The organism is Corynebacterium sp. 401_CJEI (assembly GCF_001076435.1).
GTDB classification, from domain to species: Bacteria; Actinomycetota; Actinomycetes; order Mycobacteriales; family Mycobacteriaceae; genus Corynebacterium; species Corynebacterium jeikeium_D.
Genome location: NZ_JVIP01000042.1, coordinates 37,044 through 56,821 on the forward strand (window position 1 = coordinate 37,044; position 19,778 = coordinate 56,821).

Consider the following 19,778-nt stretch of genomic DNA (forward strand, 5'->3'; position numbering starts at 1 on the left):
AGGATACGCGGGGCTCCGGGGCCTTTAATGTTGAGGTGCTAGGAATCTAGCGGAGAGTTGTGCTAGGAATCCTTAGAATTCTTGCGTGCGAGGCGGGTAGCTGCCACGCCACCGACCAAGAGTGCAAGAGCGGCACCGCCGAGGGCAGTCGCCTGAACACCAGTGACTGCTAGCCCAGTGTTCTTGGTCCCGGTTTGCTTACCGTCATTCTTAGGGGTGTCGGGCTTGTCGCCTGGATTTTCCTCCCCAGGATTCTCGTCCTCCCCGGGCTGTTCGTCACCTGGGTTTTCATCGTCGCCCGGAGCGTCATCGCCTGGGTTCTCATCGTCGCCCGGAGTTTCGTCATCGGAGGTCGGACAGTAGCCGTAGACTCCGGTTGCCGGGTCGATCTTGCTCATATCACGCGGGGAACCGTCGGGGCACGTTGCGGTGTCATCAACTCCCGGCGGAATTCCGTCATTTTCTGGGGCATCTTCATCAGGCTCCGGAGTTGGGCCGGAATCATCTGAAGTGCCACAAGCACCGTAAGCCCCGGTTGCCGGGTCAATCTTACTCATGTCACGCGGGGAACCGTCGGGACAGGTCTGGGTGTCCTCAACGCCCGGTGGAATGCCATCGTTCGATGAACCTCCTGGATCCGGATTTGCAGCGTCATCTACACACTGGAAAGTACCGCCAACATTTTCAAAATGTTGACCGGCGGGGCATTCCGACGGGGCGGGGTCAGGAATCTGTGCGGTGGCGGCGCCAACGCCGATGAGCATGCCGGCTGAAGCGGCAGCGGCCACCATGGTCGAAGAGAGCTTCTTCATTTGGAAACCTCACAATGTCTATAGGAAAGCCCTGCAATCAAAGGACTTAAGGGGGAACACTGTTCACACTTTTGATTCTAATAACTAATTACAGTCTTTGGTGGTATGGGTTTGGGAAGGGGGGGGTAAAGAGAAATTGTTGACTTGTCCAAACCCCAGTAAGGGGAAGTGGGAACTTATATTTACAACGCTGAGTGTGTACACCCGTTGTGGGTAGGGCGTTTATAGAACCAGTCACTGTCGACTCGGTAGGGGGCTTTTCTGTCTTCGCTAGCGAAGCGTGGTACCTGATTGTGTCGGGTGGTGAAAGGTGGATGGGGCGTAGAGGTTCGGTAAAAAATCGGTGCCTGTGAGGTTTTATGCTTCGGGCTATAGGAGCTATGACTTTTCGGAGGTATGGCGCACAAAAATGCTCCCGATGCTAAATAGGCATCAGGAGCATTTTATGTTTCGTTACCGGGGTAGAACCCCAAGCTTCTTAGCGGTTCTTGCGGGCGATGCGGGTAGCGGCGACACCGCCGACAAGGAGAACCAGAGCGGCTCCGCCCAGGGTGGTGGCGTCAACGCCGGTGGCTGCCAGGCCAGTGCTCTGAGTCGAAGAAGCCTTCTTGGACTCCGAGGTATTCTGCTCAGACTTCTTGGAGTCCGAAACCTTCTTTACATTCTCGGAAGAGGTCGTCTTCTTGGACTCGGAAGCCTTCTTCTCGGCCTTTTCCTTGGCCTTCTTCTCTTCCTTCGTGCACTTGTTTTCGTTCTTGCACTCAGCAGAGATCTTGATGTCAACGTTTACCTTGACATCCTTGCCGTCCTTGCCCGGCTTACCGTCCTTGCCTGGCTTACCGTCCTTGCTATCCTTGCCCGGCTTACCGTCCTTGCCTGGCTTACCGTCCTTACCGTCCTTGCCGTCCTTGCCCGGCTTACCGTCCTTGCCGTCCTTGCCTGGCTTCTCGGTGTCCGGCTTGTCCGTGCCTGGCTTGTCAGTGTCCGGCTTCGCCTCGTCCTTGACGCAGACACCGAAGACATTCGGGTTGCCTGGAACTGGCTTGCTCATGTCGAAGTGCTCGCCCTCCGGGCACTGCTTATCAGAAATGCCTGGGTTTCCGGGGTCGCCCGGCTGGGACTCATTGTCGCCCGGTGTTTCGGGCTTAGGAGCTTCCTGGTCCGCGACGCACTGGAAGGTTCCGCCGACGTTCTCAAAGTGCTGGCCGTCTGGGCACTTGTCCGGCATTGGGGCCGGAATTCCGTCAGTGGAATCCTGCTCAGGCTGGTCTGCGACGCACTGGAAAGTGCCTCCGACGTTCTCAAAGTGCTGGCCGGCGGGGCACTCGGTCGGCATTGAGTCCGGAATCTGTGCAGTAGCGGTGCCTGCGCTTGCAATCATGCTGGCGGAGAAGGCAGCGGCGGCGATAGCCGTGGTGAACTTCTTCATGAAAACCTCTCAAGGAGTCAAACGGTCAGAGACCAATGAATATGATTTCGCCGTTCATCCCTCATCGTGCACGGCGGAAAATAAAACCAGGCCAACTGCGGTTAACTAGGTTCATGATTAACCATAAACTGGTTGATATATGAACGGTATTGGAGGTAGTTATAGGAATAACATCAGGTGCGCAGTGGCGTGCTTTGACCTGCTGCAATGCCGCCGGTTTGCTATTTGGCTTACACCATTCCGGGGGAGGTTCTTACTAAGGGTGGCCTTAGCAAAAGCTAGCCACTGGCGTTATCTTTCTGTTACCTAGCTGGTGGTAACTGGGTTGGATAAACGTTCTTTATGCAGTAGGGCATTCATATCTGGAGGCTCGTTTAATTGTCACGTTAAAATAACGAACAGTAATCTAACGTCCTTGAGTACAAAAGAGCTTCATCCTATTGCTATTTCTTACTTCCTATTGGTTACACCCGAATCGGGGCATTTAGGGTGGGTGGGCTGCAATCGTTGTCGATAGGCGAAGCTGTAGATATGTGCCAAATGGAGTATCCAGCGGGTACGGTAGAACAGTTAAGAAAAAACAAGGCAAAAGGGGAGCTGGAAACTTGTTTGAGTCTCTTTCCGATCGTTTGACGGGTGCCCTGCGGGGGCTGGGCGGGAAGGGCCGCCTGACTGAGGCGGATATTAACGCCACCGCCCGCGAGATTCGGCTGGCTCTTCTGGAAGCCGATGTCTCCCTCGAGGTTGTCCGTACCTTCATCAAGCGCATCAAGGAACGCGCTAACGAAATTATTGGCAGCCAGACTGTCAACCCGGCAAACCAGATTATTGAGGTCGTCAATGAGGAACTGATTAACATCCTCGGTGGCGAGACTCGACGGCTGAATATGTCGAAGCAGCCACCAACGGTTATCATGCTGGCCGGTCTGCAGGGCGCTGGTAAGACCACCTTGGCCGGTAAATTGGCCAGGTACCTCACGGATCAGGGGCACACCCCGGTCCTCGTCGCCTGTGACCTGCAGCGTCCGGGCGCGGTGCAGCAGCTGGAAATTGTCGCTGAGCGTGCAGGCGTGCCGTGCTTCGCACCGTTCCCGGGCACCAGCCTCGATTCCACCCATGAAATGGGCACCAGCGAGGACAATCCAGTTGACGCCGCGTTCCGTGGCCTCGCTTATGCTCGCCAGCATCGCCACGATGTGGTGATTATCGATACCGCAGGTCGCCTGGGTATCGATGAGGTTCTGATGAAGCAGGCCCGCGACATTCGCGATGCCATCAACCCGCATGAAGTTCTGTTTGTCATCGACTCCATGATTGGTCAGGACGCGGTAGAGACCGCCAAGGCCTTCCGAGACGGCGTTGACTTCACCGGCGTTGTACTGACCAAGCTCGATGGCGACGCGCGCGGTGGCGCTGCACTGTCTATCCGTGAGGTCACCGGTAAGCCGATTCTGTTCGCCTCCACGGGCGAGAAGTTGGAGGACTTTGACGTCTTCCACCCAGACCGTATGGCCAGCCGCATCCTGGGGATGGGTGACCTAAAGACGTTGGTTGAGGTCGCTTCCAAGGAAATCGATCATGAGCAGGCTGCCAAGTCCGCCCAGAAGATTGGTTCCGGCGAACTGACTCTTGAGGACTTCCTCGAGCAGATGATGATGGTCCGCAAGATGGGCCCAATCGGCAACATCCTCAAGATGCTCCCCGGCGGCGCGGAAATGTCCAAGGCCGCCGAGATGGTCGACGAAAAGCAGCTTGACCGCATCGAGGCGATTATCCGCGGTATGACTCCGGAAGAGCGCGAGAATCCGAAGATTCTGAATGCTTCACGACGTCGTCGTATCGCCAACGGTTCCGGTGTGTCCGTTTCAGAGGTTAACCAGCTCATCGAGCGTTTCAATGAGGCGCGGAAGATGATGGCGCAGATGGCCGGCCGATTTGGTATGGGCGGTGGTCGCCCATCGAACCGCAAGGCCAAGCGTGGTCGAAAGGGCAAGGGCAAGAATAAGCGCAAGGGCGCTAACCGTGGTCCAACGCCGCCGAAGGCAATGCGCGGTGGCGGAATGCCCGGTATGCCTGGAATGCCAGGTATGCAGGGCATACCGGGTATGCCTAGCATGGCTGAACTGCAGAAGCTGCAGAAGCAGATGGGTAATCAGCTGCCAGAAGGTATGGAGGACTTTGACCTCAACAATCTCGACTTCGGACAGGGCAAGAAGTAGCGGGGACTAGAAGTAGCTAGTCCCGCAGAGCCTTCTGAATCTGGCGGTCCATTTCAGGACTGAAAGTGGCCGCTAGTTCATCGGTGATGTGATTGCTGTCGCGGTAGACGTAGATATTGCCAATAACTTTACGGCAGGTGGTCGGACCGCAGAAGATGTCGGAGAAATCTAGACTGTGCCCGTTGGGGAAGTTCGCAAGAATCTCCTCAGCGGGATTTTCTGCATTTAGGGCAGTTTTGCGGTGGATAGTGCAGTCTTCTTCCGCTTCTTCGCATACGCTGGGGGAGAATTGGTCCAAGTCCTCCCGTAGCGCCCATGGGTTATCGCGGATGGCGAAGAAATCAATTCCGCGTTCTTGTAGAGCAGCGAAAAACGAAACGTAACCATCCGGTGTGTAGTCGCCGGGCTGCGGTGGGTCCGCCTGGAACAAGGGTCTGGTTGCAGTGGTGAAAACCATCTCTGGCTGAATCTCGTCAATTTTCTGCAGAGCCTCGAAAGTCCAGGCCACGCAGATATCGCCGACTCCGTGGATCGGTTCTAAGGTCGCTGGACAGCCTTGTCGGAGAAGAACCACCACTCGGTACCCGTTGTTTTTGCCGTAGGCATCAATCGGGGCAAACCAATGTTCCATGTGCGAGCCGCCGACGATGACAATCGATTCACTAGCATCTGCATCACCGTAGACACACGGCTGGGTCTCATCGCGCCAACGGCGATTCGGCGGGAAGTATCCGACGTCCTCACCGCCTGTCGCAAGGCAGCCATCGAGGGCAGGTTCCGGCCAAAGGTCCGTGATGAAATCGGTATTCGGCTTTGTGGCTGCCTTGGGGACCTCGTACCCGTCGGTAAGCGCGAGTGCACCTGGATAGACCTCTGGATCTAGGCTGGTGGCGGAGGCGCGATCGACGCGCACCTGTTGCACGTTGACAAGGCTGGACATGCCGACCAACGCAATGACGACAACAGTGCCGACTGCCGCTAGACGACGAGCCGGGCGACGATGCTTCATTGCGTGGATTGCATCGCCAACGACGGGCTGAGTCCGGGTCGGTCGGCGAGTCGATTGAGCCAGCGGCAGCTCGACATACTTGTTGGTGAGTTTGGCCAAAATAAAGGAAACGACGATCACTGTGGTGCCAAGTTTCAGCCCCGGAGTATCGCGGTTGAGGTAGTTTATGGCCAGGATGAGAAGAGGCCAGTGCCACAGGTAGAGCGCGTAGGCGCTCTGGCCTACTTCGCGCATTGGGCGGCTGGCCAGGAACTTGGAGATCCAGCCCGCCTCAGGGCCGGCGATAATAATCAGCGCAGCACCACCGAGGGGCCATAGGGTCCAAGGGCCTGGGAACTGTGCGGCGCCGTCGAAGATGAAACCGGTGGAGACTACCAGTGCGAGGCCGATGCTGGCTAACAGCACTCGAAGTGGCTTGGGCATGGGGATGGATCCCCGGACAAGAATCAGTCCGAGTAGTGCGCCGAGGCAGAGTTCCCAGAGGCGGCTGACAGTGGAGTAGTAGTTCCACCCCTGGTTCTCGGAGTGCATATAGAAGGCATAGGCAATCGAGCCGAGAGTGATAACTGCCAGCAACGGAGTGAGGATTCGGCGGAGTTTACCGCCGGTAGCGTCGGTGCGCTTCGCCTCCACCGGTGAGGTAACCGCGCCGACAATCTGGGGTGAGCGCGTCATCCAGGCGAGTAGGGAGATGAGCAAAATGGAGCCGAGATAAAACTGGCCCTGTACCGACATTGACCACAGGTGCTGCAGTGGGGAGGTTTCGCTCTCTGCGGCTGCGTAGTCCGAGCCCTGGAGTGCCAGTTCATAATTTTGGTAGTAGAGCAGGCTGGCGCGGAGTTGCTGGGCAATGTCGATCGTGCGAAGCGATGGAATGAAGTAAATGACAAACAGGGTTGTCGCAAAGAGGACCAGCACTAGTGTCGGGATTAGGCGACGCAGCGTGCGCCAGATGCTCCACCATGGATTGATGGACTGCCGGGGATTGATGGCATTGCGGTACTGCGCGCCGAAGAAGAAAAACCCGGAGAGCAAGAGGAATACGTCCACACCACCGGAAACGCGGCCGACGTAAACGTGGAAAAGGACTACGAGGGCAATCGAAATGCCCCGTAGTCCGTCCAAGTCATACCTATATTGGGTGCCGGTGGTTTTCATAGAATGTTACGTTACCGCACTGTCAACGACGTTCAGCATTAGTGGGTATGCAGCGTTTCGAGTGCGCAGTTTTGTTAATTTCCAAAAACTGCTGGTAACATACCTCGAGTTGTCTCAATGAGAATCCTCAGCTGAGGCACGACTGCGAATTCATCGGATCCGGCCACGGCCGCCCGGTGGTCACGCGCAGTGTAAATATCCCAAGGGCAAAACCGGTCCGAGGCACTTCGTTAGTAATTACTCGTGAGCTCGGATGCATAAGTATTGTCCAGTGACATAGAAGAAAGAGGAACTCCTCATGGCAGTCAAGATTAAGCTGCAGCGCCTGGGTAAGATTCGTACCGCTCAGTACCGCGTTGTCGTTGCTGATGCTCGTACCCGTCGCAACGGTGCGGTCATTGAGAACCTGGGCATCTACCAGCCGAAGGAAGAGCCGTCGATCATCAAGATTGACTCCGAGCGCGTTCAGTACTGGCTGGGCGTCGGTGCACAGCCGACCGAGCCGGTTCTGGCTCTGCTGAAGGTCACCGGCGACTGGCAGAAGTTCAAGGGCCTCGAGGGTGCAGAGGGCACTCTGAAGGTTGCTGAGCCGAAGCCGACCAAGCTCGAGCTGTTCAACAAGGCTCTGGAAGAGGCCAACAATGGCCCGTCCGCTGAGGCCATCACCGCTAAGCGCCGCGAGGCCAAGGAAGCAGCTAAGGCTGCTAAGGAAGCTGAGGAGGCCGCAAAGGCTGCCGAGGCTGAGGCTGCTGAGTCCGAGGCTTCCGAGGACGCCGAGTAATAAGGACGCTGAGTACGCCGCTTAGCTAATCCGGGCGCTACCTTATACTTCAAGACGAAGTGTTGGGTGGCGCCTTTTTGCTTTACGCGGGGTGTTTTACAGAGCCTTTATAAGAGAGGGAGTGTGCGCGTGTCGGTAGCTGACATGGTGCTTATTGGCCGAGTGATCAAGCCCCACGGTGTGCGCGGGGAAGTCGTCGTCGATGCGACAACGGATGATCCGGAAGGGCGTTTCGCAGTCGGGGCCACGCTGTTGGGTGTACAGGCCGGCCGTGAGGAACAGCTGACTGTGAAAACGGCACGCCCGCACCAGGGGCGTTTGCTGATTCGCTTCGAGGAGATTCCGGGCCGCAATGAGGCCGAGCGTCATCGGGGTATGAAGTTTTATGCCGAGCCCGTCTTCGAAGACGAGGACTTTTATGACTTTGAACTTGAAGGCCTGCGCGTAGTCCATAACGGCACCGATATAGGCGAGGTCACTTCTATCGTCCGCGCGCCCGCTCATCGTCTCCTTGAAGTCACGCTTGACGACGGGGCCCGGGAGGTACTCATCCCTCTGGTAGAGGACATCGTTCCGGAAGTTGACCTTGAGAATTCTACTGTCACCATCACCCCGCCGGAAGGACTGTTGGAGCTGTGAGCTTACGTCTCGATGTAGTCACAATCTTCCCGGAGTACCTCGAGCCACTGCGTCATGCGCTGCTGGGCAAGGCAATTGAGCAGGGCATTTTGAGTGTCGGAGTGCACAACCTGCGCGACTGGGCGCCAGGTGTACATCAAGCCGTGGATGACTCGCCCTACGGCGGTGGCCCCGGCATGGTTATGAAGCCGGATGTCTGGGGCCCCGCCCTCGACGAGGTGGCGACGCTGAAAGCGGAGCAGTCGCTCACGTCCGCGGTGCCACATTTGGACAATGTCCGCCATGATCAGAAACTGGGCTTGGTCGAGGAATCTTCCTATGCTGCAGCGGAAGTGCCGTCGTTAAGCGAAGAAGATTCAGCGAAGCCCCTGCTGATCGTCCCGACCCCGGCGGGCGAGCCGTTTACGCAGCAGATGGCGCAGGAGTTCTCACACGAGGAGCACATTGTGTTCGCGTGCGGGCGCTACGAGGGCATCGACCAGCGAGTTATTGATGATGCCGCTAATCGTTACCGCGTGCGTGAGGTCTCTATTGGGGACTATGTGCTGATCGGCGGGGAAGTGGCGGTGCTGGTGATTGCGGAGTCCGTCGTGCGGTTGATCCCGGGTGTGTTGGGCAATCGCAAAAGCCACGAGGAGGACTCTTTCTCTGACGGTCTGCTCGAAGGGCCGTCCTACACCAAGCCGCGCGAGTGGCGTGGACTGACAGTGCCGGACGTTCTCCTCAGCGGCAATCACGCGCTGGTGGACCGTTGGCGGCGCGACCAATCGCTCATCCGCACGGCCGAACGTCGTCCCGATTTGCTTGCCGACGTCGACCTCAGCGCCCGTGACCGGGAAATAATCCAGGGAGTCATTGGGGAAGTAACCGAGGAGAACTGCTAGTGGCACGTGTTCGAATTGCGCGACCTCGGCACGTCATTGGTTGGCTAGCTGTCCTTGGGGCGCTGGCGTGGTTCACTCAGACGCAGCTGGCGGGGAGTATGGATCAGTCGTTTGCGGGCTGGGTCAGTGACCTGCATGGGGCGCGGGATGGCCGCGTCGATAGTGTGATGCTGGCTTTGAGCGAGATTATCCGGCCGATTTACATCGCGCCGGTCACGCTTGTTGCTGCGGCACTCCTGTGGTTCCGCTTCCGTGCGTGGGCGTTGCTACTGCCGGCGTCATTCGGTTCGTCAATTGCGGTGACTTATGCCATGAAGTGGTTTTTGGACCGCGACCGACCGGGAGAGGAGTTCTCACTGGTCAACCTGCACGATGCGGCGTTTCCTTCTGCACATGTGGCAGCGGTTACCTCCAGTGGCATGGCCGCGATGCAGCTTGCCATCCCCGTATTGCGCCGCACAGCCCGCAAGCTGCTCGACCTGGCCATCATCGCGCTTATCGGCGCTGTGGCACTGTCGCGCGTGTGGGTCGGGGCGCACTGGCTCACCGATGTTATCGGCGGCCTCATCGCCGGAGTTATCGGCTTAGCAGTTGCGCTGCTAGTTCTTAGGAGATGGCCACGAGCACGGCGCTACGCGCTGCCTTAGTCTCCTCGTAGAAGGCCACGAGTTCGCGGTACCGCTGTGTCGCAGTGGCTTCGTCGATAAGCGAACCATTGTCCGTGATGCGGGCGGCAAGATCGATGCTTGCCAGCGTCTGGTGCACGTCGCCGACGCGATCGGCGCGGATGACTGCAGACAGCGGCTTGCGGCAGACGCGGTCGGCACCGAGGATGGCCTCCGCCAGCGGGTCGCCGAGTGCCTGGCCGTCGATGGGATTGCCGGTCAACGTGCGCAGCAGGGACTCCCAGTCCGTGTCGATGTCCAGGGCATCTTCGTCCGGAACGTCGACGAAGTGCTGCAGGATAATCTTCTCCGCGCCGTCGGTAACAAGCCCCGCCGTGCCGCCGTCGCTGGTCGCCGCAGGTGCTGCGACCTCAACTAACCGCGCTGCCTCCTCATCGGAAATGCGCAGGTATTCGGCACAGAGTTTCTGCTTCATGGGGCTCCTTTTCCGGTGATTACTGCGAGCCTTCTGTGGGGCGTTCGCCAATTGGTACTTCCACGATAGTAAAGTTGCCCGGGTGATTTCATCAGTAATTGCCCGAGAACTCGCCGCCACTGGTGCGGACGTTGCCGAAAGTGCCGTCGCCGCCGCTATCAAGCTTCTCGACGAAGGCAACACCGTGCCTTTCATCGCCCGCTATCGCAAGGAAGTAACCGGCGGACTCGATGACACACAGCTGCGTTTCATCGAGGAACGCGTCGTCTACCTGCGCGAACTAGAAGATCGCAAGCAAACGATTCTCGCCGCTATCGAAGAGCAGGGAAAGCTTAACGACGACCTGAAGGCCGCCATCCTCGCCTGCGACACTAAGGCGCGGTTGGAGGATCTCTACCTGCCGTACAAGAAGAAGCGCAAGACCAAGGCCGATATTGCACGTGAGGCCGGGTACGAACCGCTGGTGGAGGAGCTGCTGGCCGACCCAGCCGCGGACCCCGAGACTCTGGCCACTAAGTACGGCGAGGCAGCTGGTAAGGATGCGAAGGACGCTCTGACCGGTGCCCGTGCCATCTTGGTCGATCGCTTCGCTACCGATGCTGATTTGGTTGGCTCTGTCCGTGAGCAGGTGTGGTCCTCCGGTTCCGCCGCCGCTGCCGTGGTGGAGGGCAAGGAGACTGCGGGTGCGAAGTACCGTGACTACTTCGAGCACAACGAACCTCTGGACACCATGCCTAGCCACCGCGTGTTGGCCGTGCTGCGCGGTGAGGCCGAGGGCATCCTGACGCTCAACATCGATGCGGGTGAGGATGAGACCTACGAGCACATGATCCGTGAGGCCTTTGAGCTTCCCGACGGCGGTACCTCCAAGTGGATTGACCAGGCCGTTCGTTTCGGTTGGCGCACCAAGTTGGAGGTGTCCGCTGCCCTCGATGCCCGCACTCGACTGAAGGAGCGCGCCGAGGCCGAAGCCGTGGATGTCTTCGCCCGTAACCTGCGTGACCTGCTGCTGGCCGCACCGGCTGGCCAGCGCGCCACTCTCGGCCTGGACCCGGGATACCGCAATGGTGTTAAGTGCGCCGTTGTCGACTCCACTGGCAAGGTGCTCGACACTGCCATCGTCTACCCGCACCAGCCGCGCAATGACTGGTCCGGCGCCAAGGAGCAACTGGCCACTCTCTGCGCCACGCACCGCGTGGAGCTCATGGCCATCGGCAACGGCACCGCTTCCCGCGAGACCGAAACCCTGGCCCGCGAAATCGCTGACCTGATAGCTCAGGCCGGCGGCAAAAAGCCGACCCCTGTGGTGGTTTCTGAGGCCGGTGCTTCCGTCTACTCCGCATCGTCCCTGGCAGCAGCTGAGTTCCCGGACATGGATGTATCTCTCCGCGGTGCCGTATCGATTGCCCGCCGCCTGCAGGACCCGCTTGCTGAGCTCGTCAAAATCGATCCGAAGTCCATCGGTGTCGGCCAGTACCAGCACGACGTTTCCCAGACCAAGCTCGAGCACTCTCTCGATGCCGTGGTCGAGGATGCCGTCAACGCTGTCGGCGTGGAGGTCAACACCGCCTCTGCGCCGCTGCTCGGTCGCGTTGCTGGCGTGTCCTCGACTGTTGCGGACAACATCGTCGCTTACCGAGACGAAAACGGCGCTTTCACCTCCCGCAAGGAGCTGCTGAAGGTTCCGCGTCTTGGCCCGAAGGCCTTCGAGCAGTGCGCCGGCTTCCTTCGCATCCACGGCGCTAACAACCCGCTGGATGCCTCCGCCGTGCACCCGGAGTCCTACCGCGTCGTCGATGCCATCGCCGCTTCGACCGGCGTTAGTGTCCAGGAGCTCATCGGCAACTCCCGTGTCCTGTCCAAGGTGCGTGCTGCAGACTTCGTCGACGAGTCCGCAGGTATCGGCCTGCCCACCGTCCAGGACATCTTGACCGAGCTGGACAAGCCCGGCCGCGATCCGCGTCCCGAGTTCGTCACCGCCACCTTCAAGGAAGGCGTGGAGAAGGTCTCCGATCTTCAGCCCGGCATGATTCTCGAGGGCACCGTCACCAACGTCGCGGCCTTCGGCGCCTTCGTCGACGTCGGAGTCCACCAGGACGGCCTCGTCCACGTCTCCAACATGGCCCGCGGTTTCGTCTCCGACCCGCACGAGGTCGTCCGCTCGGGCGAGGTGGTCAAGGTGAAGGTTCTCGACGTTGACGTCGAACGCAACCGCATCGGTCTATCGCTCAGGCTTGACGACGACGCCTCGGATGCCAAGCCAAAGCGTGACGGCGGTCGCGGAGAAGGCCGTGGAGGCGGCCGAAAGCGTGGTTCCCAGAATAAGAAGCGCGGTGGAGCCAACCGCGGTGGAGGCGGCGGTTCCATGGCTGACGCGCTGCGCAGGGCAGGCTTTTAGCTCCTGATCTGTTAGCGCTTGATTTATTAGCGCATAGCCTATTGGCGCATAGCGTCGATGCGGCTGTTGATCTCACCCGCGACAGCCGCAGCCATTCCATCCGGTACGACGATGGTGTAATCGGACCCCGAGGTCTCAATCTTGACTGCCTCGCCTGACCGTGCCGCCACGGTGATGCGGCCATCATTGCCAAGTCGAAGCCCAATACCGCCACCGTCGGCCCAGTTATAAGTGGCCGGCTTCGCATATTTGATGGTTCGAAGCTCAATGGGGTGTTTCATCTTCAGCGGTCCACAGCCGTTAAAAACGGTAATGGAATCTGTCTTCGGGTCCGTGTCTAGTGTCATGCCGGTTTCATATGCGATGAGGAATAGCGGCGTGCACAGCAGAAAAACAATGCCGAGGCTTGGCAGGAACACTGCGAGCGCTACAGACACCACGCACCAGACTGCGAGGGTGACCTTGACCCCCTTAGAGATGGCCACACTGACATCGATGGGAGTCGGGGCTCCTTCTCGATGGGGCAACTGTGGCGATGTCGGCTCGGTGACCGTGGCGTCGGTAAGCGAGGAGTAGTCCTTGAGGCGGCGCGTCACGAGCAGGGCCGCTACTAGGCCGATGATGACGCCGGCTATTGCATAGATCCAGCCGATTCGGGCGGTCGTAGGGTCCGTCGTGCCGATCTGCGGGATGATAATCGCGAATTCAATGCCGATTAAGAAGCCGCAGAGGGCGAGGTTGGTTATTGCAATTGGCTTGCGCACGACAAGCGGCGTGCTGGTCTTTGCACCGAGCCAACCGATCTGCGCACATGCGATGACGATGATGGCCATAATCAATGTGCTTTGAATTGGCGGCATGAAACCGTTGGGAGTGCCGCTACCGCTCCAATGCGTTGCTAACTGCTCCGGTAGTCGGTCGGAAATGGCAATTACCCACAGAAGCTGTGCAATCGCCAGAACGCACGGGGCGATGATTGTTCCTCGAACAATCCAGGGGTCAAAGCGTGGAATCTGCTGCATGGAGACAATCTAGCAGTTGGGGGGGGCTTTGTAGCAACGGTCGGCAGCGGTCGTTATTGGAGTGCTGTATCAGCGTGACGTTGTAGCGAGCGGTTGTAGCGTGCCGTCTTAGTGTGCGCGGAGTTTCGCCAGAAGATGCACCTCGTGACATTTGATAACACGCTCAACAATTCACTCGAATGTACAAGCGAAAAAGTTTTATTAAAGGGGTTGCGCAATCGAATGGGTGTGCTAAAATGGAGGCATCAAGAACAAAGTGCTTGAGCTTCTCTTCTTGGCGTTGGGCTAGTGGTATTCACTGGTTATCGACACTGAGCGGGGTTGGGGCTTTGGGGGAACAATGTCTGAAAAAGATAGTCCGGCCAAACAACCGTCCGATGTTTACCAAGCGGCTCTGCTGCCTGAAGCGCCGCAGTTTTTCCACGAGTCATCCACGAACCAGTTGGCGGTGGCGGGTATCCAACGCAATCGCCTGGAACTGGGTATAGCTTGCGGTTGCACGCCGAAGTCGCTTGAGATTGATGTGGATGCATACATTGCTGAAATCGCACCCGAGTTGGGTATTTCCCGCGGTAAGGCGCTCGAGTATGTAGAGGTCGGCATTCAGTTAGCGCGTATGCCCCGGCTGGGTGCCTTTATTAAAGCTCGAGCTCATTTGCCCTTTGCGCATCTGATCACCATTGCTCGCGCGACAGCGCCGCTCCACGATCCAGAGGTGCGTGCAGCTGTTGAAGAAGAAATTGCCCGCTTTGTCATTCCCCGAAAGCATGGCGAGGCACTCCGGGGAGTTCGCAGCCTACATAAATTCCTGCAACGGGTTATCGAAGAAATTGAACCTCAGCTTCGCCCCAAAAACCTTCCGGGTGATGTCGATCCGCTGCTTCCTGCAGGAGAACGCGAAATAGTAGGAGAGAGTATCGGTTTTGAAGAGAGCGACAACTTCGCGGAAGTTTTTATGGAGCTGGAAAAGACCCGCGCTCTCGAATTCAAAACCACCCTCGAGTCCATCTCCAGCTCAGCTGGCTGCACTCGAGTCGAAGCTTTGACACACCTCATCCGCGGCACCGCCGAGGCAAAAATCGTACTCAACCTATACTGTCCTGCCACAGAGGAGCGTCCCCGCACCGCCTGGCTTGGCGGCGTTGGCTGGATCTCGCAGTTAGCTACGCAGGCGTGGATTGATAAGGTCACGCATATTCGTATGCTTGCCGACGAAACCGCGGAGGGCTACGCCCCAACCGAAAGTCAGAGAGCCTTCGTTAAAGGTCGGGACGGAACGTGTCGCTTTCCGGGGTGTGATGTACCCGCGGAGCTCTGCGACATTGACCATATTGAGCCGTACGACAAAGAGCACCCAGAGGAGGGCGGGGCAACAGAAACGCCGAACCTCCACTGCCTCTGCCGCCGGCACCACAACATGAAAACAGCTGGTCTGTGGAATGTTGCACGTGATCGGGATGGGGTGGAACTGTGGACGTCGTCAAGCACGGGCAAAAAGGCGGTGAGCCTGGAAGACGGGCCGCTTGCCGGGCACGGGCGCTACACTTTCGACAAACGGGGACTGCGGATGACGCAGGCGCTGGCAGAATATAACGAGTATCGCCAGGAGCTGATAGAGCAATCACGGAAGCTGGTCGAGGAAGCGCGCAGGGGAGAAGACACCGATACTCCCAACCCGCAAGACCCCCAAGACTCGGAAGCTCCCCAAGACCCGCAAGACCCGCCGAACATGGAAGAGTTTGGTTTCTGACCAGGGGGTGTGTAATAATTTCCAGGTTGTCTTTATAGGCAGCTTTACCTGTTTCGGGCATGAACCGGCCGAGCGTCCCTCTGTGGGAAAGCGCCGCCAGGGTCCTCTGTCTATGCAAAAAGTAAAGGAATAAGTTTCCATGAACATTCTTGACAAGGTTGATGCAGCATACCTGCGCGACGACATTCCGGAGTTCCGCGCTGGTGACACCGTCGAGGTCGACGTAAAGATTGTCGAGGGTAAGACCGAGCGTATTCAGGTCTTCAAGGGCGTCGTTATCCGTCGTCAGGGCGGCGGCGTCCGCGAGACCTTCACCGTCCGCAAGGTATCCTTCGGTATCGCTGTTGAGCGTACCTTCCCGGTGCACTCCCCGAACATCGACGAGATTCGCGTTGTCTTCAAGGGCGACGTTCGCCGTGCGAAGCTGTACTACCTGCGCAACCTGCGCGGTAAGGCTGCACGCATCAAGGAGCGCCGCTAGTCTTTTGGCGCAAAATAATCCCCATCGAGTGTTGAGCTCGGTGGGGATTTTTCTATCGCGTATAGTCTTTTCCCATGACCGACGACGATTCTCGCGAACAGACTGACGGCCAAAAAGAAGACCGTACTGAAGGCTTGAAAGGCTTCCGGAAACTTGACGAGGAGCCTGAAAAGCACACTCCGTGGTACATCGAGATTCCAATCATTATCGTGATTGCCCTGCTCATCAGTGCTGGTGTGCAGTCCTTTATCGGCCGTGTCTACGTGATTCCATCCGAGTCGATGCAGCCGACGCTCAACGGATGTGTCGGGTGCACCGGTGACCGCATTTGGGTGGATAAGGTTTCCTACCAGTTCTCAGATCCCAAGCCCGGCGATGTTGTCGTCTTTAATGGCCCGGAGTCCTGGAATAGTAACTACGTGTCACAGCGTTCTACTAACCCGGTGGCAAACTCGCTGCAGACGGTTGGTTCCTGGATTGGCCTTGTCGCCCCTGATGAAAATGCGTTGGTCAAGCGTGTGATTGCCACGGGTGGGCAGACTGTGCAGTGTCGCCCAGGAGATCCCGGCATCATGGTTGACGGCAAGATGACAGACCAGGATTTCATTAAAACTCCAGCAGACAAGCCGGTGGTGGATAATCTTGGCTCAGAGCAGTGTGGTGGCCCGTACTTCGGGCCGGTAACAGTGCCGGAGGGGCATCTGTGGGTCATGGGTGATAACCGCACCAACTCCGCGGACTCTCGCTATCACATGGGCGACGAGCTGCAGGGTACTGTGCCACTGGATAACGTCGTCGGCAAGGTGCAGGCAATCATCCTGCCGTTTAACCGCATCGGTGGCGTCGATGATCCGGACATCCAGCACAACTAGTCAGCACAGTCTGCTCACGCCGCCGGCGCCGAAACTGCGGAGGCTGAAGCAGTCGCGCACGATAGAGGTCGCGCTGGCAAAGCGCGGCTTTGGACCTGTAGCCGGGGTCGACGAGGCTGGTCGCGGCGCCTGTGCAGGCCCGATAGTTATCGCCGCCTGCTGCCTTCCAGAACGCCCTATCGCAGAGCTGGATAAGCTCACCGATTCTAAAAAGCTCACGCCGGCCGCACGTGAACGGCTCTTTCCGCTCATCCAACGCTTCGCCACCTCTTTTTGCGTGACGACGATTCCCGCGTCCTACATCGACCAATTCGGCATCCAGGACGCGAATGTCACTGGAATGCGCCGCGCGGTAGCCGGGTTGGGGCAGCGTCCTGGCTACGTGCTTACCGACGCACTCAAGGTGTCTGGCTTCACGGCACCCTATTTGCCCGTGATTGGTGGTGATTCCGCTTGCCGATGTATTGCTGCTGCGAGTGTCTTAGCCAAAGTCACCCGCGACCGCATTATGGTTGACCTATCGGAGAAGTATCCGGACTATGGTCTGGCGGGGCATAAGGGCTACGGCACGTCATCGCATATGGAAGCGATTTCACGCCATGGCGCAACCCCGGAGCATCGGTGGTCATACCGCAATGTGCGCTTGGCACACGCGGAGTATCTTGAGCACCCCGAATAGACCAACATGTACAAAAAGAGCAACATGTAAACACTCGAAGGAGCCGTCGCGGTCGTGAGCGCAGAAGATCTAGAAAACTACGAGGCCGACGTTGAACTATCCCTGTACAAGGAGTTCCGCGATGTCGTTAGTCAGTTTTCGTACGTTGTTGAGACGGAGCGCAGGTTCTACCTTGCTAATGCTGTGGAGCTGATTCCGCACAACAGCGAAAACGAGGTCTATTTCGAGCTGCGGATGTCGGATGCGTGGGTGTGGGATGTCCATCGCCCGGCTCGGTTTGTCCGCTACGTGCGCGTTATCACTTTCAAGGATGTCAATATCGAGGAACTGGATAAGCCGGACTTGCGACTGCCGTAGTTTATCGCCGCGTATCGTCGCCTGTCATCGCATGTTATGGCTAGCTGCTAACAGTTATCCACAGTCGAAAAATTATCCACAGTTAGGGCCCTCTGAGCATTTATCGGAGGGCCTTTGTCATGCCCGCTGTGCAAGAGTGTTTCCGAACCGCCAAGGCGGCAAAAGTCTAGGCAGTAAACCGCCAAGGCACAATTCAACGGGGAACCAGGGGGACCGGGGCTATGACACAGAGCTTTGAAGAACTAACCACAAGACAGCTCGGCGCGTTTGGGGAGGATTTCGTTGCTGAGATGTTGGAGGATCAGGGGTGGGAAGTTATTGCTCGGAATGAGCGGGTGGGGCGCTATGAGCTCGATCTTATTGCTGAAGATGTTGACGGCAGGCTGCATTTTGTGGAGGTAAAAACGCGGCGCAGCTCGCGAAGTAGTCAGTTTGGGGACGGCAGAGAGTCCATCACAGCAGCCAAGCTTCGTCATTTGCGCAAGGCGGCGGGACAGTGGCTGTCAGAGAGTTCTACCTACTGGTTAGAGTCCGTAGTTATCGACTGCGCAGAAGTCACAGTGTCCAGCCCTTCGTCCGGTCCTCCAGTCGTTGCAGTTACGTACATTCCCGCAATCAGCGACGCAATCATGTGGGACTGCTAGATGACTGTCGGTACAGCTCTTGCAGTCAGCCTCAGCGGCATTGAAGGAACTATTGTGCAGGTGGAAGCCGATGTTGGGCGTGGCTTGCCGGGAATGTATATCGGTGGGCTCGGCGATGCCGCCGTCGGAGAAGCCAAACATCGCGTGCGCACGGCGGTTGCTAACTCGCAGTTGCCCTGGCCGAAGACAAAAGTCGTGGTGAGTCTGTCGCCGGCGCATATCCGCAAGCACGGCACTAGCTTTGACCTCGCCATCGTCTGCGCCATCCTTATCGCAACCAGCGATGACATGGAGGCCCGAGGTCGTCTCCGCCACACGGTTCTCATTGGCGAACTTGGGCTCGACGGTTCCATTCGCCCGGTGCGTGGAGTGCTGCCGCAGGTCCTTGCCGCCCGCGAGGCAGGTGCCCGTTGGGTTGTCGTCCCCGCCGCCAACGCCGCCGAGGCCGCGCTCGTCGACGGCATCGCAGTCTGCACCGCAGCCGACCTCACACAGCTATGGGGCTGGGTACTCACCGGCTCAGGTTTGACGACCGCGCTTAACGACGACCCCAGCGAACAAGCCTTCTCGGTAGACCTGGCCGATGTCGATGGCCAACCTGAGGCCCGCTTCGCCCTCGAGGTAGCCGCAGCAGGTGGGCACAATCTGTTCATGCAGGGTTCTCCGGGAACTGGGAAGTCCATGCTCGCTGAGCGCTTGCCCACAATTCTGCCGCCATTGCAGAAGTGGCAGCAGCTGGAGGTCACCGCGCTGCATTCGGTGGCCGGAGCGCTCGATACTGCGGACACTCTTATTCAACATCCGCCGTTTGTGGCTCCACATCACAGCGCGACTGTGGCAGCGTTAGTCGGCGGCGGTGCTGTGCCCAAGCCCGGCGCGATTAGCCTTGCCCACCATGGGGTGCTGTTCTTGGACGAAATCACCCTCATGCGCCCGGCGGTATTGGATGCGTTGCGGATGCCGATGGAAAACGGGGTGGTCGTCCACCTGCGTACGCACCATCGAGTGACCTTTCCGGCGAGAACACAACTAGTCATGGCGACCAATCCCTGTCGGTGTGGGGCGGCGTATGCCAGCGAATGCACCTGTTCTAGTACCGAGCGAGCCAAGCATGGTCGCGCATTATCGGGCCCGCTACGCGATCGCATGGATCTCAACGTCACGCTCAGTCCTGCCGGGGCCAAGCTGGGAATTAAAAACAAAGCACACAATGAGCCCTCCGCGGCCGTTCGCGATCGGGTACAGGCCGCACGTGACCGTGCCCGACATAGGTGGCAGGCCCTGGGGCTTGCCGACGAAGCAGCCGTCACCAACGCGAGTGTGCCACGCTCGCTTCTCCGTCGTCACGCGGGCTTAGACGAAGAAGCGATGGCGTTATTGGACTTCCAGTTGAGGAACGGAGAGATTACCCAGCGGGGAGTGGACAAAGTAATCGCAGTGGCGTGGACGCTCGCAGACCTCGGGGGAGTAGACGCGTTTACCTTCGAGCACGTGCAACGTGCCTGCCAGCTGCATGACCGCGAGGGCGGCTAATACAACCGAA

18 protein-coding genes are annotated in these 19,778 nt (G+C 58.3%); 13 read left to right on the forward strand and 5 right to left on the reverse strand.

What is annotated here, in order from left to right; all coding sequences use genetic code 11:
• Positions 1 to 62: 62 nt before the first annotated feature.
• Positions 63 to 812: a hypothetical protein gene (locus ADM64_RS09570; RefSeq protein ID WP_048735495.1), complete on the reverse strand. Its 750-nt coding sequence runs from the start codon at positions 810 to 812 to the stop codon at positions 63 to 65.
• 478 nt (positions 813 to 1,290) lie between these two features.
• The gene (locus ADM64_RS11055; RefSeq protein WP_049194017.1) at positions 1,291 to 2,241 is read right to left on the reverse strand and encodes a hypothetical protein; all 951 of its coding nucleotides are present in this window, start codon (positions 2,239 to 2,241) and stop codon (positions 1,291 to 1,293) included.
• A gap of 605 nt (positions 2,242 to 2,846) precedes the next feature.
• Between ADM64_RS11055 and ffh the strand changes: the two genes are divergently transcribed.
• Positions 2,847 to 4,460, forward strand: coding sequence for a signal recognition particle protein (gene ffh / locus ADM64_RS09580; protein WP_049189530.1), 1,614 nt, complete (start codon positions 2,847 to 2,849; stop codon positions 4,458 to 4,460).
• Positions 4,461 to 4,476: 16 nt separating this feature from the next.
• Here the strand turns inward: ffh and ADM64_RS09585 are convergent, their stop codons facing one another.
• Positions 4,477 to 6,627: an acyltransferase family protein gene (locus ADM64_RS09585; RefSeq protein ID WP_049194019.1), complete on the reverse strand. Its 2,151-nt coding sequence runs from the start codon at positions 6,625 to 6,627 to the stop codon at positions 4,477 to 4,479.
• A gap of 298 nt (positions 6,628 to 6,925) precedes the next feature.
• On the opposite strand from ADM64_RS09585, the gene rpsP reads away from it, so the two are divergent.
• The 4 genes from rpsP (at position 6,926) to ADM64_RS09605 (ending at position 9,578) form a co-directional block, all read left to right on the forward strand.
• Complete coding sequence (gene rpsP, locus ADM64_RS09590; RefSeq protein ID WP_038628648.1) at positions 6,926 to 7,408, forward strand: 30S ribosomal protein S16; 483 nt, start codon at positions 6,926 to 6,928, stop codon at positions 7,406 to 7,408.
• A gap of 144 nt (positions 7,409 to 7,552) precedes the next feature.
• Positions 7,553 to 8,047, forward strand: a complete 495-nt coding sequence (gene rimM, locus ADM64_RS09595; RefSeq protein ID WP_049171609.1) for a ribosome maturation factor RimM — start codon at positions 7,553 to 7,555, stop codon at positions 8,045 to 8,047.
• Complete coding sequence (gene trmD / locus ADM64_RS09600; protein WP_049171525.1) at positions 8,044 to 8,931, forward strand: tRNA (guanosine(37)-N1)-methyltransferase TrmD; 888 nt, start codon at positions 8,044 to 8,046, stop codon at positions 8,929 to 8,931. The genes rimM and trmD overlap by 4 nt, the downstream gene beginning before the upstream one ends.
• Positions 8,931 to 9,578 (forward strand): phosphatase PAP2 family protein, encoded by a 648-nt coding sequence (locus tag ADM64_RS09605; RefSeq protein WP_049171524.1) that lies wholly within the window; start codon positions 8,931 to 8,933, stop codon positions 9,576 to 9,578. The genes trmD and ADM64_RS09605 overlap by 1 nt, the downstream gene beginning before the upstream one ends.
• Here the strand turns inward: ADM64_RS09605 and ADM64_RS09610 are convergent.
• A complete protein-coding gene (locus ADM64_RS09610) occupies positions 9,538 to 10,032 on the reverse strand; it encodes a DUF1877 family protein (RefSeq protein WP_049171521.1) in 495 nt (164 codons plus the stop codon). The two genes, ADM64_RS09605 and ADM64_RS09610, sit on opposite strands and share 41 nt — an antisense overlap.
• 82 nt (positions 10,033 to 10,114) lie before the next feature.
• On the opposite strand from ADM64_RS09610, the gene ADM64_RS09615 reads away from it, so the two are divergent.
• Positions 10,115 to 12,430: a Tex family protein gene (locus tag ADM64_RS09615; RefSeq protein WP_049194020.1), complete on the forward strand. Its 2,316-nt coding sequence runs from the start codon at positions 10,115 to 10,117 to the stop codon at positions 12,428 to 12,430.
• Between the two features lie 38 nt (positions 12,431 to 12,468).
• On the opposite strand, the gene ADM64_RS09620 is transcribed toward ADM64_RS09615, so the two are convergent.
• Positions 12,469 to 13,452, reverse strand: coding sequence for a DUF1648 domain-containing protein (locus tag ADM64_RS09620; RefSeq protein WP_049171516.1), 984 nt, complete (start codon positions 13,450 to 13,452; stop codon positions 12,469 to 12,471).
• A gap of 340 nt (positions 13,453 to 13,792) precedes the next feature.
• Here ADM64_RS09620 and ADM64_RS09625 point away from each other — a divergent pair, with 340 nt between their 5' ends.
• The 7 genes from ADM64_RS09625 (at position 13,793) to ADM64_RS09655 (ending at position 19,768) form a co-directional block, all read left to right on the forward strand.
• Positions 13,793 to 15,202 carry an HNH endonuclease signature motif containing protein gene (locus ADM64_RS09625; RefSeq protein ID WP_049170763.1) on the forward strand — a complete coding sequence of 470 codons (1,410 nt, stop codon included), beginning with the start codon at positions 13,793 to 13,795 and terminating at the stop codon, positions 15,200 to 15,202.
• 139 nt (positions 15,203 to 15,341) lie between these two features.
• Positions 15,342 to 15,683: a 50S ribosomal protein L19 gene (gene rplS, locus ADM64_RS09630; RefSeq protein ID WP_048761860.1), complete on the forward strand. Its 342-nt coding sequence runs from the start codon at positions 15,342 to 15,344 to the stop codon at positions 15,681 to 15,683.
• A 74-nt stretch (positions 15,684 to 15,757) separates the two neighbouring features.
• A complete protein-coding gene (gene lepB / locus ADM64_RS09635) occupies positions 15,758 to 16,555 on the forward strand; it encodes a signal peptidase I (protein ID WP_048735525.1) in 798 nt (265 codons plus the stop codon).
• Positions 16,530 to 17,234, forward strand: a complete 705-nt coding sequence (locus tag ADM64_RS09640) for a ribonuclease HII (RefSeq protein WP_224783775.1) — start codon at positions 16,530 to 16,532, stop codon at positions 17,232 to 17,234. Before lepB ends, ADM64_RS09640 begins: the two co-directional genes overlap by 26 nt.
• A gap of 54 nt (positions 17,235 to 17,288) precedes the next feature.
• Positions 17,289 to 17,591: a DUF2469 domain-containing protein gene (locus ADM64_RS09645; RefSeq protein WP_005509529.1), complete on the forward strand. Its 303-nt coding sequence runs from the start codon at positions 17,289 to 17,291 to the stop codon at positions 17,589 to 17,591.
• A gap of 221 nt (positions 17,592 to 17,812) precedes the next feature.
• On the forward strand, positions 17,813 to 18,235 hold the full coding sequence (locus ADM64_RS09650; RefSeq protein ID WP_049194021.1) for a YraN family protein: 423 nt from the start codon (positions 17,813 to 17,815) through the stop codon (positions 18,233 to 18,235).
• Positions 18,236 to 19,768: a YifB family Mg chelatase-like AAA ATPase gene (locus ADM64_RS09655; protein WP_049194022.1), complete on the forward strand. Its 1,533-nt coding sequence runs from the start codon at positions 18,236 to 18,238 to the stop codon at positions 19,766 to 19,768.
• Positions 19,769 to 19,778: the final 10 nt, after the last annotated feature.

Coding starts and splice junctions, on each gene's coding strand:
- ADM64_RS09585 (WP_049194019.1), bottom strand. CDS start 6,627: ATGAAAACCACCGGCACCCAATATAGGTATGACTTGGACGGACTACGG.
- lepB (WP_048735525.1), top strand. CDS start 15,758: ATGACCGACGACGATTCTCGCGAACAGACTGACGGCCAAAAAGAAGAC.
- rplS (WP_048761860.1), top strand. CDS start 15,342: ATGAACATTCTTGACAAGGTTGATGCAGCATACCTGCGCGACGACATT.
- ADM64_RS09650 (WP_049194021.1), top strand. CDS start 17,813: ATGACACAGAGCTTTGAAGAACTAACCACAAGACAGCTCGGCGCGTTT.
- ADM64_RS09625 (WP_049170763.1), top strand. CDS start 13,793: ATGTCTGAAAAAGATAGTCCGGCCAAACAACCGTCCGATGTTTACCAA.
- ADM64_RS11055 (WP_049194017.1), bottom strand. CDS start 2,241: ATGAAGAAGTTCACCACGGCTATCGCCGCCGCTGCCTTCTCCGCCAGC.
- ADM64_RS09610 (WP_049171521.1), bottom strand. CDS start 10,032: ATGAAGCAGAAACTCTGTGCCGAATACCTGCGCATTTCCGATGAGGAG.
- ADM64_RS09655 (WP_049194022.1), top strand. CDS start 18,236: ATGACTGTCGGTACAGCTCTTGCAGTCAGCCTCAGCGGCATTGAAGGA.
- rimM (WP_049171609.1), top strand. CDS start 7,553: ATGGTGCTTATTGGCCGAGTGATCAAGCCCCACGGTGTGCGCGGGGAA.
- ADM64_RS09620 (WP_049171516.1), bottom strand. CDS start 13,452: ATGCAGCAGATTCCACGCTTTGACCCCTGGATTGTTCGAGGAACAATC.
- rpsP (WP_038628648.1), top strand. CDS start 6,926: ATGGCAGTCAAGATTAAGCTGCAGCGCCTGGGTAAGATTCGTACCGCT.
- ADM64_RS09570 (WP_048735495.1), bottom strand. CDS start 812: ATGAAGAAGCTCTCTTCGACCATGGTGGCCGCTGCCGCTTCAGCCGGC.
- ADM64_RS09640 (WP_224783775.1), top strand. CDS start 16,530: ATGATCCGGACATCCAGCACAACTAGTCAGCACAGTCTGCTCACGCCG.